This window comes from Galbitalea soli (assembly GCF_010686725.1).
Lineage (GTDB): Bacteria > Actinomycetota > Actinomycetes > Actinomycetales > Microbacteriaceae > Galbitalea > Galbitalea soli.
Genome location: NZ_JAAGWZ010000004.1, coordinates 253,125 through 268,910, shown reverse-complemented (window position 1 = coordinate 268,910; position 15,786 = coordinate 253,125). Strand labels below are relative to the sequence as shown.

Below are 15,786 nucleotides of genomic sequence, written 5' to 3'. Positions count from 1 at the left end.
CTCGTCAGGCCGAGGCGATCGCGACGACGGGCGAGGTCGTCGGCTTCGTGGAGCCGCTCGCCGGTTCGACCGTGACACCGATCGTCGCGCCCGGCGTGAGCGTGCCGTCGAGCACCCGATAGGTGCTCTTCGTCGAGGTGGGGATGATCCCCGCAGCGGTCGGCGTGCCCTTCGCGTCGATGTACCAGAGTTCGTAGGCCTTGCCACTCGGCAGGGTCGGCACCCCGTCGAGGATGAGGGCCGCCTTGCCGACGCTGTGCGAGTAGACGAGGGTCGCGGTACCGCCCGTGGTGACCGGCGCGATGACGCGTTTCATGTCTGACGCGGAGTAGATCGCCGACATGGCGGAGGCCTGCGTCGACTGCACCCCGTTGTCGTGCAGCGTGTTCACGAGCACGCCCCCACCGAGGATGAGGGCGACGGCGGCCGCTGCCGAGGTCAACGCGACCATCGGGCGGGTGTACCAGCGGCGGCGCACGGTGGCGGCGAGGGAGGTGGGGGCATCGGGGGCGGTGGAGAGGTCATCCGCTGCGGTCTGATCGGCGGCGATCGGGGGCACCGCGTGGAGCGTGCGCACGGGGGCGACCTCGCGGGGCAGCTGCGGGGTCGTCGCGATGCGGGCCATCAGGCCGGCCTTGAGTTCGGGCGAGGGGGTGACCGGCTCGACGGCGAGGCCCAGGAGCACTGCGGTGTCGGTCAATTCGGTCACCTCGCTTCGCAGTTCCTCGGACTCGGCAAGCTGAGTCTCGAAATCGTTCGCTTCCTCGCCGTTCAGCGAGTTGAGCACATAGGCACCCGAGTCGGGGGCGGAGGCCTTCTTCCGATCGGTCATGATGCCACCCCCAATTCGTCGCGCAGTCGGATCATGCCGTCGCGCAGTCGCGTCTTCACCGTGCCGATCGGCACGCTCAGCATCTCGGCCACCTCGCTGTGACTGTAACCGCCGTAGTAGGCGAGCGTCACGGCCTGGCGTTGCAGCTCGGTGAGGCGCTGCAGGGCCCGGGTGACGCGCTCATGCTCGACCGTGATCTCCACGGCCTCCGACACGTTGTCGTAGTCGGTGGGCAGGTCGCGGATGCCGATGCGCGTGTCGCGGTCACGACTCGACTGCGAGGCGCGCACGCGGTCGACGGCGCGGCGGTGCGCCATCGTGAGGATCCAGGTGGATGCTCCGCCCTTGCTCGCGTCGTAGCGGGTCGCCGTCTGCCAGATCTCCAGGAAGATCTCCTGGGTCACCTCCTCCGACTGCGCGTGATCCTTCAGGAGGCGGCGGACGAGCCCGAGAACGCGCGGGGCGAGCTGATCGTACAGCTCGGAGAAGGCCTGCTGGTCGCCCTCGGCGACCCGGGCGAGGAGCTCGTTCTGGCCGACCGGCGTCACCGCGCCCTGCCCCGCCTCATTGCCTGCTCCCGCGCCCACGAGCCTAAGCATTCCAGCTTCGCTGCGGAAACGCGAAGCGGGTGCGCTGCTCGGCGCGCCCCCACGCGGGGCGGTGGCGGTGTGGGCTGGCATGTGGGTGGTTCGGCGCAGCAGCGGGATCGGATTGGTGCGGCGCTGCGGTGCTGGTCGCGGCGGTGCCGCGCGGCACCTGTCACGGCGGCGCGCGGCACTTGTCGCGGCGGCGCGCGCTCGCAGCACTGAGGCGTGAACGGTGAGCCCGGGCCGCGGAACGCCTCTCGGCGCAAGGCCGCTCGGAGCGGCTATTAGTGGAGCCCGGGGTTACCGCGGCCCGGACTCACCATTTTAGTCGAGTTGGCCGGAGCGGTGCAGCCGCGCGCAGGCCGTGAGCTCGTCGGCGGTGAGTGCCAGCCGGTCGGCGCGGGTCGTGAGCTCGGCGGCCCGCTCGGCGTTGGTGACGTCGGCGTCGTCGGCCAGACTCGTCGCTCCGGATGCGCTCACCCGGCAGAACGCCGCCGCGCGGTCGAGCGCCACCGCGAAGTCACCGGTGAAGGCGCCCCGCAGGATCTCGTCGGCAAGGGTGATGATCTCCTCCGGCCCGGTGGGCAGCGGCGCCCCGGCGACCACCGTGTCGATGGTCTGCAGGGTCTCGCTGCCGCGCTGATACCCCAGACTCGTGCCGAGCGGGTCCTGGCGAATGAGCAGGCGGATCAGGTAGATGCGCCAGAGTGCGCCCGGCAGCGATCGCGGGCTCGACCGCGCCCACAGCTCGGCGAAGGCATAGATGCCGTTCGCGTCGGTGTACGCGACGAGTCGCTCCAGCACGGCCGGGTCGGTGTTCTCGCGGGCACGCGCCAGGAGGGCGTGCGCGGTGTCGTGCGCGGTGCGCAGGATACGTGCGGGGTCTTCGCCGCCCTCGTAGGTGTCGAACTTGTCACCGGAATACTGGGTGGGCTTGTGAAAATCGTCGGCCATCGCATCCAGCCTACGGCGGCGCGAACTGATCGACGTTTGCCGCTAGATTTAATGAGCAGGGGCCTCTAGCTCAGTCGGTAGAGCATCGGACTTTTAATCCGTTGGTCGTGGGTTCGAGCCCCACGGGGCCCACCATAAGAACTGTTTCGGAACCCGGTACTCAAGAAAATTCAGGGCGGGGTCCTGAACCTTTCCCGGTTCATTGCGGCGGTTTCGGTGACGTCCGCGTGGAATCTTGGAAAAACGCACATGGACATATCGATCTATTCCGCGGTGATAACAAATTCGATTACGTCCATATCAGGACGGAGCATGCGGATGAGTGGCGGGCCGTCATCAACAAGTACCCGATCAGCGGAAGCTGGGAGGATTCGATGTCGATTGCCACTGGGCAGGCGATCACCGCGGGCCCGGTCTACAACGTCGGGATGCTGAGCCCCTACGAGTGGTCGCCCACGTTAGGAAGTTATGAAGCGCGCATTAGTACTCGCAGTCGACTACGGCCAAAAATGGCCGCTCAACGACATCATGAGTTCCGATCCTCGACCTGACTGGGACTCGATAATCAGCTCGGACCTGCGGGCGAGACTGATCGCATGGGCACGATTCTTCAATGACCATATGGACTGGGAGACCGGTCTCTTCGGGAGTGAAGAGCGACGGGCTTGGTTCGATCGTGAGGGCGTCAGCCTGCTGTCGGCCCTCCAGGATCAAGCGGGCTCAGAACTGACGTTCGAACTGCGCCTCTAGCTAGAACCTCCCTCGTGAACCCAGCAGTGACCGTACCCCACAGCTCGAGAACTGTCGCCCGGCCGACGCGTGCTCGTGCTGTTCGGCCGTTCTGAGTACATCCCGAGCGCCTTCCAGGTGGCCTGTCGGGTCTCGTGGATCTCCCGGGCGCGGCCACGAGCCTCCGCGTTGCGAGCGCCGATGAGTCCGGCGCCAGTGTTGCTCTTCAGCGAGGACCGCTGGGGCCATTGCGACGGAGCGCCGTCCCGGGAATCCATAGTGCGCCGCCTGGCGTCACTCTCGACAAGCGAGTCCGCGGGGAGCCGGTCAGGGGCGAGTCGCCGCTCAAACCAGCGACGTGAACTGCCATTCCAGGGGAAGGCTATCCCGCGCGTATTCCCAGTGCCCGAACCCATCAGCGGCCGGAATCCACCTCCACCACCCATTCGCGATAGCAAGAATCCACCACGTCACCGGTGTGCAGAGGGAAACCACCTGCGACGTGGTCCCCACGTCGTTCGTGCCGAAGCCCCCCTTGTGGACGCCTCGAACCAGAGGCGGCATGGCCGGATCCGTCAGCACCGCGATCCCCCTCGGATGGCCCGCGAGCCGAACCCACGACGGGTTCCAGAGCGCAACGTCGAGGCCCTTGTCTTCGTCGTCGTAATTCTGCATCGAGCGTTCCAGGGAGAGGAAGTCCCGCGGGAAGTACTCCGCCGGAAGCCCCTGCGTCACCCCGTCGCGCCACCCCCACCAGATGATGAGTTCCTCCGTCGGCACGAGGCCCTGCCCGGCACACTCAGCGCAGACCTCCGCCTCCGGTCTCCCGGGCCGGAACAGCGTGTCGACCGGAACACCGACGCGCACCAGAGCCGTGGCGAAGTCGTCGAGCAGGTTACGGAGCAGCGCGGGGGACGCCCCGTCAACGGTGAATCCGAGTTCGGTGCGGTACGTCTGCGGGAGGCTCATGATGCGCTGACCCAAACGAGCGTGCGGCGTGTGGACCCGAGCCGACACTTGATGTGCCGGGCTACGCGGTTGAGTCGATCATTCCACAATTTCAACGGCACGGAGACTCAGTCGTGGATCACTGTGAAGAGACCCCCAAGAAATGTACCCCGCATGATTCGCAGGCCATTGCTGCCTCAGCGTCATCGCGATAAACCCCGCACTGGCGCACCACGCGACTGCCAGAGCCCACTCGACTGGCCCAAGCCGGCATCGTCGAACGCGCGAGCGCATCGATGTTGCGCTCGCCGACCTGGGCCAGGCCGATCCGGTCCATCGAGTCGACACGGCACTCGATGTACGGTCAAATGCCGTACACTCGAGGCGTGTCAGCCACGAAGTCCAGCCGCTTAGAGTTACGCCTCACTCACGAACAGAAATCCGAGATAGAGCAGGCTGCTGCTATCGCGGGCCGGTCAGTGACCGATTTTTCCGTGCCACTCTTGGTGAAAGAGGCTGAGCAGGTCATCCGCATCGAACGTGAACTGAGCATGTCAAAGCGTTCTTGGGACGCCTTCAACAGGATTCTCGAGCGGCCCGCCAGGCCGATCAGCGGGCTGGCGGACCTCCTGAAACGACCCTCGGTCTTCGAGGATTGAGTTTTCGCCACCCGCGGCCACTCACCGCGGCCGACGACGTCTCGCAGTTCGACTGTGGTGAGCAAAGCCTGAATAACTGGCTCAATCTACGGGCGATAAAGAATCAGACGTCGGGGGCTTCACGAACATTCGTGTCCGTCGACAGCGACACGGAACGGATCGGAGGGTATTACTGCCTCGCCGCGAGCGCGCTGCGTCAGGAGGATGCGCCCAGCAAGGTGTCGAGAAATATGCCCGACCCCGTTCCGGTGATCCTGATCGGACGCCTCGCCGTCGACCGCGAGTTCGGCGGAAGAGGCCTTGGCGCCTCCTTGCTCGCGGATGCATTGCTCAAGGGCATCGAAGCGTCACGCCTAGTGGGTGCACGGGCCGTCATCGTCGATGCCCTGAACAGCGACGCGGAACGCTTCTATGAGAAGTTCGGGTTCACTCTCGTGCCACCCGCCAGCAAGCGGGCGATGTACCTGCTCGTCAAGGATGCTGAGGCAACGGTGACGGCGATGAGCAGTTGACCATGCGCAAGTGCCGCGATTCCTGATCGGACTACCCGCGAAGGCGGGCTCCAACCCAGCTCCCACCAGCGCATGGCCGGGGCGGTCAGCCGACGAGGATTCCGGCCACCCGGTGCGCGACCATCGCGCTCTCGCCCGCGCGGTCGCCGAACTCGAGCACGATCGACCAGCTCGACGGGTCGAGCTCGAGGCCGTGGCCCGCGGCGAGGGTCTCGACGGCGGCCCGAGGGGCTCGCAAGCCCTCGCGGACTGTCGTGTGCGTGGTGGTGAGAACGTCGTGGCTCACCACGGTCGCCTCACCCGGATCGCCCAGCGTGCCCGCAAGTCCCAGGACATCCCACGACCGCACGATGTCCATGCCGCGCGCCGAGGTGTCGGTGCACACGTGCACGAGCACGAATCGTCCGATCCGGGCGCGGGCGGCGTCGCTCGCGAGCGCCAGGGGTGCGGTCATGGGTTCCTCCACGGTGGTCTGAAGCGGGGCTGGGCCCCGGGCATCCGGATGATCGTCAGCGCGAGAGTGCCCCGCCAGCTCTGACGGGGCACTGCTCGGTCGTGGGTGTGCGGTTTAGTCGTCGCCGCCGGAGGAGCCGTCGGAGCTGCCGCCGTCGCCGGAGCCGGACTGGTCGCCGCCGTCGCTCGAGTCGCCGGAGTCGGAGGAGTGGTGGGAGGGCTCCGGGGCGGGAGTCGACGTGGAGTGCTCGCCGTCACCCTGGTCGTCCTGCGAGTCGCCCTGCTCGTTGTCGCCCTGCTCGTTCTGCGAGGACTCGTTGGCGTCGTCGCTGTGGGCTGGCAGGGGCACCGCGGTGGGCTGCGCCGTCGGGACCGCCGTGGGCGAGTCGCTCGGCTCGGGCGTGGCGTCGTCACTGCTCTCCTCGGCCGGAGTGGTGACCGGCGTCGGGGTGGCGGTGGGAGTGTCGGTGGCCGCCGGGGTGTCGACGGGGCCCGAGGTGAACGCGGTCAGAGTGCCGTTGGATGCCATCGCGGCACCGGCAGTGCCGAGCACGCCGACCAGAACAAGTGCGGTGATAACTGGAGTCTTCATGTGATGAGGCTATGAAGAGCCGATCAAAGATGGGTGCCCCGATTATCCAAGAAACGTCCAAGAGAGCACAGATGAGACAAGTCTCATCCAGGAGCGGGCGCGCCCCGGCGGGCGGGGTCGGCCGGACTCCCCGGGTCCGGCCGACGCGCTCTACTCCTTCACGGCCGAGGAAGCCACGCTCTGCACGAAGAACCGCTGGAAAGCGAGAAAGAGAATCAGGATCGGCAGCACCAGCATCGTGCCGAAGGCGAACACCGCACCCCAGTCGACGGGCTGAAGCCCGGAGAAGGCTCCCATCTCGAGCGGAAGCGGTCTCACCGCGGGGTCCGACGTCGTGAGCGACGGCCAGAGGAACTGCCCCCACGAGCTCAGGAAGGTGAGGATCGCGACCGTGGCGAACACCGGCTTCGAGTTCGGCGCCACGACGCGAACGAAGGTGCCGAACGCCCCCAGCCCGTCGATGCGCGCGGCCTCCTCCACGCTCGCGTTCGAGCTGAGGAACGAGGTGTAGAAGAGATAGACCGAGAAGGCGTTCGCGAGGAACGGGATGATCTGCACCAGGAGCGTGTCACGTTCGCCCTGCAGCATGAACAGCAACGGAATGGCGGCGGACTCGAACGGCACGATCACGAGGATCACGACGATCAGGAACACCTTGTCCCGCCCCATCCACTCGAGACGCGCGAACGCGTATCCGGCCATCGAGTTGATGACCAACCCGACGATCACGATGACACCCGAGATCGTCAGGGAGTTGAGCACGTACTGCAGGAAGTAGCCCGTGCTGTCGGAGGAGAGCGACGCGAACACCTTCGCATAGTTGTTGAAGGAGAGGTCGACCGGCAGGAATCCGCCGAACCCGTTCAGCACCTCCGCTGAGGGCTTGAAGCTGCCGATGATCAGGTAGTAGATCGGCGCGAACATGAGCGCCGCGAGCACCGTGAGGATCGCGTAGCCGCGCACGGCGGCGAGAGTCTTTCGAGTTTTCATGTCAACCCTCGTTCCGCTGCCGCAGCAGCGCTCGCTGAATGAGCGTGATCGCCACGATGATCACGAAGAAGACGACAGTGATCGCCGAGGCGAGACTGAAGTTGTTCTGGTCGAAGACCGCGGACGTCGCCTGATAGAGCACCGTCTGCACCGCATCCTGATTCGCCGACGCCGTCTTGATCAGGATGTAGACCTGGTCGTAGACGCGGAAGGCGTAGATGGTCGTCAACAGGATCACGAAGATCAGCGTGTTGCGGATTCCCGGAACCGTCACATTGCGAAACCGCTGCCACGCGTTCGCCCGATCCAGCTGAGCCGCTTCGTACCGGTCCGGTGGGATCTCCTGCAGTGCCGCGAGGATGATGATCATCTGAAAGCCGACGCCCTGCCAGATGGAGAGCAGGATGATCGACCCCATGGCGGTCGCCGAGCTTCCGAGCCAATCCTGCGCCGGCGCCACCCCCGCCGTGATGAAGTGCACCCCGGCATTGAGGAGGCCGCTGTCGCTGCGTTCGAAGATGAGCCGCCAGATGACCGCGACCAAGGCCATCGGAAAGACGACCGGCATGAAGAAGAACGTGCGGAAGACGGGCATCCCCCGCAGTTTGCTGTTGAGCAGCACGGCGAGCGCAAGAGCGAGGCCGGTCTGCACCGGGATGACGACGATGGCGAACGTGAAGTTGTTCAGCAGCGAGCGAAGGAACGGGCCGGAGTAGATCGGGTCGGTGAAGAGCCGGATGTAGTAGGTGGCCCCCAGGAATTGCGGGGGGCGCACCTGCCCGATGTGCACGTTGAAGAACGACAGGATGATCGCCACCACGAAGGGCGCCGCTACGAAGACGAGCAGTCCGACGATCGCCGGCAGACTCATCAGGATGGCGGGGAGGCGATCGCGATTGCGCCAGTTGCGGCGGCGGGGACGCGGGGACGACGGCCCTGCGGCCGTTGCTCCCTCGCGGGCAGGCAGTGAAGTAGACATCTTTGACTCTCCCTAGCTGGTCGAGAATGGGCGGGCGGCGAATGAGCGCCGCCCGCCCATGGGGAACCTACTTGAAGTCCCCGTTGTCGGAGTAGTTCTGGTCGATCGCCTTGGCTGCGTTCCCCAGTTGCTCCTTGGTGTCGGCGCCGCCGTAGATGGCGCTGAGGGCGGCCCCGAACTTCGCGGTGATCGTCGGGTATCCGGGCGTGACCGGCCGGTAGACGGCGACGCAGTCGGCCGTGATCGCGGTCGACGGGCAGGCGTGCTGCAGCTGCTCGCCGAACAGCGCGAGTCCGCCGCCGGCCTGATACGTCTTGTCGGCCGCGAATGCCGTCTTCGTCGCCGGAGCGGCACCGTTGGCGTCGGTCATCGCCTTGATGTTGGCATCGTTCAGGAGGTAGTCGAGGAATGCGCCGGCCGCCTTGCCGTGCTTCGTGCCCGCACCGATACCCCAGGTCCACGATCCCGCACCGGTCTTGGTTCCGGTTCCCATGTTGGGCAGCGGCAGATCGAGCAGGTCAGCGCCGAGCGCCTTGGAGTAGGCGGGGTAGAGCCAGTGGCCACCCCAGCCGAGCGCAACCCTGCCGCTCGGGAAGGCATTGCCATCCGCATTGGGGTCGATGTAGGGCTTCCAGCTGGCAAAGGTCGAGATCGCATCGATCGACTTCGTGGAATCGAGTACGCCACTGGCCTTGTTGCCCTCGATGAGGTTGCCACCGGCCGACCAGACGAGCGGAGCGAAGGCATAGGTGCCCCATTCGCCACCGAGCCCGTACTGCTCGTTGATGTCGAGTGCCTTGCCCGTCGGGCTGGCGGCGGCGAGCGTCTTCAGCGCGGCGGTGAACTCGTCGGCCGTCCAGGCGGTCGCGATCGAGGTGGGGTACTTCACACCGGCAGCATCCAGGAGCTTCTTGTTGCCGTAGATCCCGAGCGCGGAGTCATACATGGCGAGCGCGTAGAGCTTGCCGTGCGACGTGCCCTCGGCGATCGAGCCACCCGTGGCGTTGGCGATCGTAGAATCCGCGACGAGTCCCTTCAGCGGGGCGAGCTTCTGGTTGTACACGTCGGCGGCGACGGTCGGACCATCCATCTCGAGAACATCGGGGAGTTTGTCGGTCGGGGTGTTGGTGATCGTGGTGGTGTACGTGTCGGACGACAGGATCTTGAGGGTCGCCTTCACCTTCGACTGCGACGAGTTGAAACCGGCCACCGCCGCCTGAATCGCAGCGTTCTCGCTATCTTGACCCTGATGGGCCCAGATGACGATGTTGCCGGTGCCATCACCGGCGGCTGCAGTGCCGCCTCCTGACGAACATCCCGCAAGGCCGAGCGCCGCGGCGGCGGCGACGGCGATGAGGGGCCAGACACGGCCCCGCTGGAAGTTGCTCATTGTCATACCTTTCATTCTGTTGCCCGCGAACGGGCGTGGTGGTCTGCGCTGTCGCTAGAGCGGCAGCGCAGCTGTCTCGTGGAGGTAGGGGATGCCGTCGCGGAACGCGAGCGGAATGGGGTCGCTGATCTCGCCGGGGAACTCCCCCGCCGAATCGACGTTGAGCACGACCATCAGGTGGTCGGCTCCGGCACGGTCGCGAATGACCCGCCCTGAGTAGTAGTTCTGCGGCGCCAGCAGTCGAAGCGTCTCCGGCTCACCGACGCCCATCGCCCAGATGCCCCCGACGAGTCCGCGCTCCTGCGCGGCGTGGGAGAGCATGTCGGTCGGTGCGGAGAAGACGATCGAGCGGCGGCCATCGGGGGCGACCACGAGCTGAGGGACCTCGAGGTGCTGAAAACCCAGCCCCGGGGCGGAAAGCGGCGGTGTCACGACCCAGGTGTCGAGATCGAGGGACGTGGCGTGGCCGATGACGCCGCGGTCGTCATCCGGACCGCTGTTGGCCCGCGCCGTGAGCAGCATGTGCCACAGCCCGTCTGTGTCTCGGTAGACCCACGGATCGCGCCAGGCCTCCTCGGGCCAGCTCGAGGTTCCCAGGGTCTCGTACCAGCGCGCGTCGGCGGTGACGATGGGCTCGCGACGTCGCTCCCAGTGGAAGAGGTCGACGGAGGTCGCGACGCCGACGGTCTGCGTGTTCGTGAAGACCGGCCACTCGGAGGCGAAGCTGGCGCCCGTGTAGAACATGCGCCACAGTCCGTCGTCGCCGCGCACGACACTGCCGGTCCAGGCCGCGGTCTGGTCGAAGTCGCCCGTGTGGCCCGGGCCGAGCACGTCGGGATGGACGGTCCAGTTGCTGAGATCGATCGACGTCGCGTGCCCCACCCGAGCGTTGCGGTGGCGCTTGTGCTGGTCGCCCAGCGACCGCGAGGCGTGCAGGAAGAAGAGGTGGAAATCGACGCCGTCATCGGCGATCCAGAAGTCCCAGACCCAGTCGCTGGCGAGCCTCAGCATGTCGCGCACCGCCCTGGGTACGCGCTCGACAGAATCGCCACGACTTCCTCCTTGAATTCTTGCTAAAGCGCCTTAGCAAGCAACTAAAGCGCCTTAGCATTGGATTGTCAACACCGAATCCGGCCGTCAGGCTACGATCCGATAACGAGAGGGGGATCAGTGGCGAATCGACGCGCGACTCAGGCCGATGTGGCGGCTCTCGCGGGCGTATCGCCGACCGCGGTGTCACTGGTTCTTGCGGGCCGCACCGGCACCCGGTTGTCGGACACCGTGCAGTCGCGCGTGCACGCGGCGGCCGCGGAGCTGGGCTACCGCCCCAATCTCACGGCGCGGGCGCTCAGCACCCAGCGCTCGCACGCGATCGGGCTGGTCTCCGATCAGGCGTCTGTCAGCCCCGAGGCGAGCGCGCTCATCCGCGGGGCCCTTCGCGGGGCACGGGCGCATCGGATGACCGTCCTCACGGCCGAGACCGAGGGCGACCCCGAGATCCAACGCGAGGCGACGGAGGCCCTCGTCGATCGCGGCGTGGACGGTCTCATCTTCGTGGCGTCGCGCTCGCGGGTCATCACCCTCCCCGAGGCCGCCATGCGCACGCGGTTGGTGCTCCTGAACGCGCGCATCGCGGAGGATCGACTGGCGGTGCTGCCCGACGAGCACAACGGGGCCCGCTCACTCGTCGACCTTCTCGCCCAGGCGGGCCATCGTGACGCGGTCGCCGTCATCGGAGCCGGGGCGCCCGAGCTCGAACCGGACGTGACATTCACGGTGAAGCGACGGCTGGAGGGACTGTGGGAGGGATTCGCGGCCCACGGGATCACCCCGTTCGCGACCGTTCCGGAAGCCGAGTGGGAACTGTCGACCGGCTACGACGGGATGCGGGCTCTCCTGGCGAGGGAGACGCGGCCCAAGGTCGTGATCTGTCTCAACGACCGACTGGCGTTCGGGGCGAGCCGCGCCATCCACGATGCGGGACTGCGGATCCCCGAGGACGTGTCGATCGCATCCTTCGATGACGACGTCATCGCGGAGTACGTGCAGCCGCAGTTGACCACGGTGAGTCTTCCCTACGTGCGCATGGGCGAACTGGCCGTCGAGCTGTTGATGAACGACGACAGCGCGCCGGGCGAGCACCTGGTCGATATGCCGGTGCACGTGCGGCGCTCCGTTCGAGGGCTGGCACCGACCGAACAGGGCTAGTCGTCGGCGGGCCTGCCGAGCAGGTTTGCGACGTCGCGACGGATGCTCGCGACGATCTCTGTGCTCGTGCCGCTGATCTGCTCGGGCGCCGCCAGACTCCGGAAGAGCAGGCTGGAGACGGCCCGGGCGAGCGAGGCCGAGCGCGCGGAGTCGAGCGCGCTGGTGCGCTCGATGGTGTGCGCCAGCAACTGCTCGCTCGCGACCACGATTTCGAGAGACCGGGTGTGGTTCGGCTCGGAGGCGTCGCCGAACGCCACCTCGCGAAGGTAGGTGCGCCCGTTTCCGATGTGCTCCCGATTGCAGAGCACGATCGGGCGGATGATCGCGTCGATCGCATCGAGCACGTCGACCTCCTGGGCGGCGGCAGCGGATCCCTCCGTCAGCGCGTCCTCGTAGTGCTTGTTCTGCACCATGAGGAGCAACTCGCCCTTGCTCTTCGCGTAGAGGAAGAGGGTGCCCGTGCCGATGTCTGCGGCGTCGGCGATCTGCTGGGTGGTGACGTCATCCACCCCACGCACGGCGAAGAGCTCGCTCGCAGCCGCGAGAATCCGCTCGCGCTTCTCCTCCTTGTTTCGCTCGCGGCGACCGACCGGCATGCTCACTCCCTGCTCGTGGACACCTGTGTGCGGACGCGTTCACTCGACGACGCGACGGCGGTGTATCCCTGAACGGAGGATAACCGACACCCGCCCCCTCGCGCCGCGCGGCTCAGCGAGCACCTCCGACGGTGCGGTCCGCGGTGAGGAACGCCACGAGAACCGGAACGAATTTCTCCCAGTACTGGAAGATTCCGCCGTGGCCGGAGTTCGGATAGATGATGACCTCGCTGCCCGCGATGCGCTCGCCCAGTTCCTTCGACAGGATCGACGGCACCATGCGATCGTGGTCGCCGTTGGCGATCAGCGTCGGTTGCGTCACCACAGAGAGATCCGAGGGTGCCGAGCGACCGTACTTCGCGATCGCGCTCAACTGTGTGCGGAAGGCGCGCAGGGAGATGTCTGCGTCGCGGTCGGTGGAGCGTTCGGCGAGCCGGGACAGGAACTCCTTCGCCGCGCGCTTCCCTGCGGCGTCCCTGGCGAAGAACAGGAACTCCTTCGGATCCGACCGAGTGAGGGCGGCGCGCAGCACGTCCCAGTAGGTCGTGCCGACGACCTTGTCCATATCTCTGCCGCCGCGCGGCCCGGTGCCGGTGAGCACGAGCCGGCGCACCAGTCGGGGGTGCTTGACGATCAGATCCTGAGCGATCATGCCGCCCATGGAGAACGAGAAGACGTCGATGAGGGGATAGCCCAGCGCGGAGATGAAGGTGTACGCGTCGTCGGCCGCCTCCTCGATGGTGCCGGGTACTGTCCCGGATGACCCGCCCACGCCGCGCTGATCGAAGGTGATGACGCGGCGGTGCTTCGCCACCGCATCAACGATCCGCGGGTCCCAGTTGTCGAGCGTTCCCGCGAGGTGGACGAAGAAGACGACCGGAATCTCTTCCTGTGGGCCCAGCTCACGGTAGGCGAAGGTGACTCCTCCCGCCGTGACCGTCGTGGTGGGCGCCTGCGAGTAGGAGGTGATGATGGGTTGGGTGCCCTCTGCGGCGGTCATCGGGTGCGCCGAGCCTCGGTCGTGTCGAATTCGGGGTCGGAGGTCTGTGCGCCGATGCGCGCGACGACTTTGCCGCGCGAGCCGCCGCGGGCGACGGTGGCGAGGGCGTCTGGGATGTCGTCGAACTCGATCACCCGACTCACCATCGGGCGAATCACACCCTGGTCGACGAGCTCGGCGATGGAGCTCAATTGCGCGCCGTCGGCGTGCATGAACAGGAACCGGTAGGAGACGCCGAGGCGCTTGGCCTCCCGCCGCACACCGCGACTGAGGAGCGCCATCACCAGACGCAGCGGGGCGGCGAGCCCGAGGGCACGCGCGAATTCAGGGGTCGGCGGCCCGGCGATGCCGATCACGATGCCACCGGGTCGAACGAGACGGAGGGACGTCGCGACGCTCGCCGCACCCACCGAGTCGAGCACCAGGTCGTAGCCCGAGATCACCGACTCGACGCTCTCCGTCCGGTAGTCGATGACGATATCCGCGCCGAGACCGCGCACGAACTCCGCGTTCGCCGCGCTCGCGGTCGTCGCGACCGTGGCACCGAGGTGCTTCGCGAGCTGGATCGCGATCGTGCCGACGCCACCCGCACCCGCGTGGATCAACACCCGTTGTCCCGCGCGGACCTTCCCGATCTCGACGAGTGCCTGCCAGGCCGTCAGAGCGACGAGCGGGAGGGATGCCGCCGACTCGATCGAGATCGAGCGCGGCGCGAGGGCGAGGTCGTCGACGGCCACCACGATACGCTCCGCGAAGGTGCCGACAGCTCCGTCCCGAGGTCGGGAGTAGACGACGTCGCCGAGCGAGAATGCGGTGACCCCGGGGCCCAGCTCGACCACCGTGCCCGCGAGGTCGTGACCGAGGATGAACGGAGCGCGGTAGGGCAGGACCTGCCGGAACTCGCCCAGCCGGACCTTCTCATCCAGCGGATTCATGCCGCTCGCCGCGACGGCGACCAGGACCTCCCCCGCGCCCGGACGCGGCTCGGGGCGGTCGGTCGGCACCGCGGGCTTCTTGTACTGGGGAACGACGATGGCCTTCATGCCGGCGACACCTTTCACTAATTCACTCATTTACGACTGTACTTTATTATGAGTGTACTCAGTACAGGTGTCAAGCTCGGGTTCTGGCCGCGGACGGGTCGCGGCAGCGCACGGGACAGCGGACGGGGCAGCGCACGCGGCAGCGGACGGGGCAGCGCACGCGGCAGCGGACGGGGCAGCGCACGCGGCAGCGCACGCGGCAGCGCACGCAATGCAGGATCGCGCGCGCGGCCCCGGGTCGCGCGCGGTGCTGAACCCGCGCGGATCTAGAGCCCGGTCTGCGCCTCGAGGTCGTCGGGGTAGCGGCCGCCCTGCACAGTGAACGCGGCGGAGAGCTCGGTGAGGTGGGCGAGATCGCGCGGGGTCAGCTCCAGCTGCGCGGCCCCCAGGTTCTCGGCGAGCCGAGCGGGCTTCGTGGTGCCGGGGATCGGAACGATCCACTCGTGTTGCGCGAGCAGCCACGCGAGCGCGACCTGGGCGGGGGTCGCGCCGATCGATCGGGCGAGTTCCTTCACGCCCTCCACCAGTTCCAGGTTGTAGGCGAGCGCCTCCGCCTCGAATCGGGGGATGCGCGCCCGCAGGTCGTTGTCGGCGAACTCGGTCGACGTGTCGACCGTGCCCGTGAGCACCCCCTTGCCGAGCGGACTGAACGGCACGAAGCCGATGCCGAGCTCTGCGCAGGCGACGAGCACCTCCTCCTCCGGACGCCGCCACCACAGCGAGTACTCGCTCTGCACGGCCGTCACCGGCTGCACCGCGTGCGCCCGCCGGATCGTCGCCGCGGCCGCTTCCGACATGCCGAAGTGGAGCACGTCTCCCGCGAGAATGAGCGCGCGCACGGCGCCCGCGTACTCCTCGATCGGGTACTCCGGATTCACGCGGTGCTGGTAGTAGAGATCGATGCGGTCGGTACGGAGGCGACGCAGCGAGCCGTGCACGGCCGCCGCGACCTCGTCGGGGCGGAGCATGCGCCCGGCGAGCGCGCGGGCATCCGGATCGATCTTCTGCGCGAACTTGGTCGCGATCACGACCTCATCGCGCACCGGGGCGAGTGCCTCGCCGACGAGCTCCTCATTGCTGTGCGGCCCGTAGATCTCGGCCGTGTCGAAGAGGGTCACCCCGCTGTCGACGGCGGTGCGCAGGAGTGCGCGCATCTCGGCGCGCTCCGGGCTGGAACTGTAGCCGCCGGTCATCGTCATGCAGCCGAGACCGAGCGTCGAGACGCCCAGGCCCCCGCCGAGTATCCGTGTCTGCATGTCGCTCCTCGCCGGGGCACCCGCGCCCTGAGCCCAGCCTAGCCAGCGAGGGCCAACC

18 protein-coding genes and 1 tRNA gene are annotated in these 15,786 nt (G+C 67.2%); 5 read left to right on the top strand and 14 right to left on the bottom strand.

Annotation, left to right across the window (positions count from 1 at the left end):
• Nucleotides 1-4: 4 nt before the first annotated feature.
• The 3 genes from G3T37_RS13245 to G3T37_RS13235 all read right to left on the bottom strand — a co-directional run bounded on the left by G3T37_RS13245 (nt 5) and on the right by G3T37_RS13235 (nt 2,373).
• Nucleotides 5-832, bottom strand: a complete 828-nt coding sequence (locus G3T37_RS13245; protein WP_163474357.1) for an anti-sigma factor — start codon at nt 830-832, stop codon at nt 5-7.
• Nucleotides 829-1,431: a sigma-70 family RNA polymerase sigma factor gene (locus G3T37_RS13240; protein WP_163474356.1), complete on the bottom strand. Its 603-nt coding sequence runs from the start codon at nt 1,429-1,431 to the stop codon at nt 829-831. Before G3T37_RS13240 ends, G3T37_RS13245 begins: the two co-directional genes overlap by 4 nt.
• A gap of 312 nt (nt 1,432-1,743) precedes the next feature.
• Complete coding sequence (locus G3T37_RS13235) at nt 1,744-2,373, bottom strand: DNA-directed RNA polymerase subunit beta (protein ID WP_163474355.1); 630 nt, start codon at nt 2,371-2,373, stop codon at nt 1,744-1,746.
• A 59-nt stretch (nt 2,374-2,432) separates the two neighbouring features.
• Here G3T37_RS13235 and G3T37_RS13230 point away from each other — a divergent pair.
• Nucleotides 2,433-2,508 (top strand) — tRNA-Lys (locus G3T37_RS13230).
• 333 nt (nt 2,509-2,841) lie between these two features.
• Nucleotides 2,842-3,123: a hypothetical protein gene (locus G3T37_RS13225; RefSeq protein WP_163474354.1), complete on the top strand. Its 282-nt coding sequence runs from the start codon at nt 2,842-2,844 to the stop codon at nt 3,121-3,123.
• 324 nt (nt 3,124-3,447) lie between these two features.
• Here G3T37_RS13225 and G3T37_RS13220 read toward each other — a convergent pair whose 3' ends face one another.
• Complete coding sequence (locus G3T37_RS13220) at nt 3,448-4,071, bottom strand: hypothetical protein (protein ID WP_163474353.1); 624 nt, start codon at nt 4,069-4,071, stop codon at nt 3,448-3,450.
• 365 nt (nt 4,072-4,436) lie between these two features.
• Between G3T37_RS13220 and G3T37_RS13215 the strand changes: the two genes are divergently transcribed.
• Entirely contained in the window at nt 4,437-4,709 is a 273-nt protein-coding gene (locus G3T37_RS13215) for a type II toxin-antitoxin system TacA family antitoxin (RefSeq protein ID WP_338401265.1), read from the top strand.
• A gap of 131 nt (nt 4,710-4,840) precedes the next feature.
• The gene (locus G3T37_RS15205; protein WP_338401264.1) at nt 4,841-5,221 is read left to right on the top strand and encodes a GNAT family N-acetyltransferase; all 381 of its coding nucleotides are present in this window, start codon (nt 4,841-4,843) and stop codon (nt 5,219-5,221) included.
• 85 nt (nt 5,222-5,306) lie between these two features.
• Here the strand turns inward: G3T37_RS15205 and G3T37_RS13205 are convergent, their stop codons facing one another.
• From G3T37_RS13205 to G3T37_RS13180, 6 genes are all read right to left on the bottom strand, one after another.
• Nucleotides 5,307-5,675 carry a hypothetical protein gene (locus G3T37_RS13205; protein WP_163474350.1) on the bottom strand — a complete coding sequence of 123 codons (369 nt, stop codon included), beginning with the start codon at nt 5,673-5,675 and terminating at the stop codon, nt 5,307-5,309.
• 114 nt (nt 5,676-5,789) lie between these two features.
• Nucleotides 5,790-6,266, bottom strand: coding sequence for a hypothetical protein (locus G3T37_RS13200; RefSeq protein WP_163474349.1), 477 nt, complete (start codon nt 6,264-6,266; stop codon nt 5,790-5,792).
• A gap of 150 nt (nt 6,267-6,416) precedes the next feature.
• Nucleotides 6,417-7,256 (bottom strand): carbohydrate ABC transporter permease, encoded by an 840-nt coding sequence (locus G3T37_RS13195; RefSeq protein ID WP_163474348.1) that lies wholly within the window; start codon nt 7,254-7,256, stop codon nt 6,417-6,419.
• A 1-nt stretch (nt 7,257) separates the two neighbouring features.
• A complete protein-coding gene (locus tag G3T37_RS13190; RefSeq protein ID WP_241732432.1) occupies nt 7,258-8,235 on the bottom strand; it encodes a carbohydrate ABC transporter permease in 978 nt (325 codons plus the stop codon).
• A gap of 67 nt (nt 8,236-8,302) precedes the next feature.
• The gene (locus tag G3T37_RS13185; protein WP_241732431.1) at nt 8,303-9,631 is read right to left on the bottom strand and encodes an extracellular solute-binding protein; all 1,329 of its coding nucleotides are present in this window, start codon (nt 9,629-9,631) and stop codon (nt 8,303-8,305) included.
• A gap of 48 nt (nt 9,632-9,679) precedes the next feature.
• A complete protein-coding gene (locus tag G3T37_RS13180; RefSeq protein ID WP_163474347.1) occupies nt 9,680-10,636 on the bottom strand; it encodes a glycoside hydrolase family protein in 957 nt (318 codons plus the stop codon).
• A 159-nt stretch (nt 10,637-10,795) separates the two neighbouring features.
• On the opposite strand from G3T37_RS13180, the gene G3T37_RS13175 reads away from it, so the two are divergent.
• A complete protein-coding gene (locus G3T37_RS13175; protein WP_163474346.1) occupies nt 10,796-11,833 on the top strand; it encodes a substrate-binding domain-containing protein in 1,038 nt (345 codons plus the stop codon).
• On the opposite strand, the gene G3T37_RS13170 is transcribed toward G3T37_RS13175, so the two are convergent.
• The 4 genes from G3T37_RS13170 to G3T37_RS13155 all read right to left on the bottom strand — a co-directional run bounded on the left by G3T37_RS13170 (nt 11,830) and on the right by G3T37_RS13155 (nt 15,728).
• Nucleotides 11,830-12,429 (bottom strand): TetR/AcrR family transcriptional regulator, encoded by a 600-nt coding sequence (locus tag G3T37_RS13170; protein ID WP_163474460.1) that lies wholly within the window; start codon nt 12,427-12,429, stop codon nt 11,830-11,832. The genes G3T37_RS13175 and G3T37_RS13170 overlap by 4 nt on opposite strands.
• Before the next feature lie 112 nt (nt 12,430-12,541).
• Nucleotides 12,542-13,429: an alpha/beta fold hydrolase gene (locus tag G3T37_RS13165; RefSeq protein WP_163474345.1), complete on the bottom strand. Its 888-nt coding sequence runs from the start codon at nt 13,427-13,429 to the stop codon at nt 12,542-12,544.
• Entirely contained in the window at nt 13,426-14,472 is a 1,047-nt protein-coding gene (locus tag G3T37_RS13160) for an NADP-dependent oxidoreductase (RefSeq protein ID WP_163474459.1), read from the bottom strand. The genes G3T37_RS13165 and G3T37_RS13160 overlap by 4 nt, the downstream gene beginning before the upstream one ends.
• A 266-nt stretch (nt 14,473-14,738) precedes the next feature.
• Complete coding sequence (locus G3T37_RS13155) at nt 14,739-15,728, bottom strand: aldo/keto reductase (RefSeq protein WP_163474344.1); 990 nt, start codon at nt 15,726-15,728, stop codon at nt 14,739-14,741.
• Nucleotides 15,729-15,786 lie beyond the last annotated feature (58 nt).

What these genes read in the sequence shown, in the direction of transcription:
- G3T37_RS13245 (WP_163474357.1), bottom strand. Translation starts at nt 832, where the DNA reads ATGACCGATCGGAAGAAGGCCTCCGCCCCCGACTCGGGTGCCTATGTG.
- G3T37_RS13240 (WP_163474356.1), bottom strand. Translation starts at nt 1,431, where the DNA reads ATGCTTAGGCTCGTGGGCGCGGGAGCAGGCAATGAGGCGGGGCAGGGC.
- G3T37_RS13235 (WP_163474355.1), bottom strand. Translation starts at nt 2,373, where the DNA reads ATGGCCGACGATTTTCACAAGCCCACCCAGTATTCCGGTGACAAGTTC.
- G3T37_RS13225 (WP_163474354.1), top strand. Translation starts at nt 2,842, where the DNA reads ATGAAGCGCGCATTAGTACTCGCAGTCGACTACGGCCAAAAATGGCCG.
- G3T37_RS13220 (WP_163474353.1), bottom strand. Translation starts at nt 4,071, where the DNA reads ATGAGCCTCCCGCAGACGTACCGCACCGAACTCGGATTCACCGTTGAC.
- G3T37_RS13205 (WP_163474350.1), bottom strand. Translation starts at nt 5,675, where the DNA reads ATGACCGCACCCCTGGCGCTCGCGAGCGACGCCGCCCGCGCCCGGATC.
- G3T37_RS13200 (WP_163474349.1), bottom strand. Translation starts at nt 6,266, where the DNA reads ATGAAGACTCCAGTTATCACCGCACTTGTTCTGGTCGGCGTGCTCGGC.
- G3T37_RS13195 (WP_163474348.1), bottom strand. Translation starts at nt 7,256, where the DNA reads ATGAAAACTCGAAAGACTCTCGCCGCCGTGCGCGGCTACGCGATCCTC.
- G3T37_RS13190 (WP_241732432.1), bottom strand. Translation starts at nt 8,235, where the DNA reads ATGTCTACTTCACTGCCTGCCCGCGAGGGAGCAACGGCCGCAGGGCCG.
- G3T37_RS13185 (WP_241732431.1), bottom strand. Translation starts at nt 9,631, where the DNA reads ATGACAATGAGCAACTTCCAGCGGGGCCGTGTCTGGCCCCTCATCGCC.
- G3T37_RS13180 (WP_163474347.1), bottom strand. Translation starts at nt 10,636, where the DNA reads ATGCTGAGGCTCGCCAGCGACTGGGTCTGGGACTTCTGGATCGCCGAT.
- G3T37_RS13170 (WP_163474460.1), bottom strand. Translation starts at nt 12,429, where the DNA reads ATGCCGGTCGGTCGCCGCGAGCGAAACAAGGAGGAGAAGCGCGAGCGG.
- G3T37_RS13165 (WP_163474345.1), bottom strand. Translation starts at nt 13,429, where the DNA reads ATGACCGCCGCAGAGGGCACCCAACCCATCATCACCTCCTACTCGCAG.
- G3T37_RS13160 (WP_163474459.1), bottom strand. Translation starts at nt 14,472, where the DNA reads ATGAAGGCCATCGTCGTTCCCCAGTACAAGAAGCCCGCGGTGCCGACC.
- G3T37_RS13155 (WP_163474344.1), bottom strand. Translation starts at nt 15,728, where the DNA reads ATGCAGACACGGATACTCGGCGGGGGCCTGGGCGTCTCGACGCTCGGT.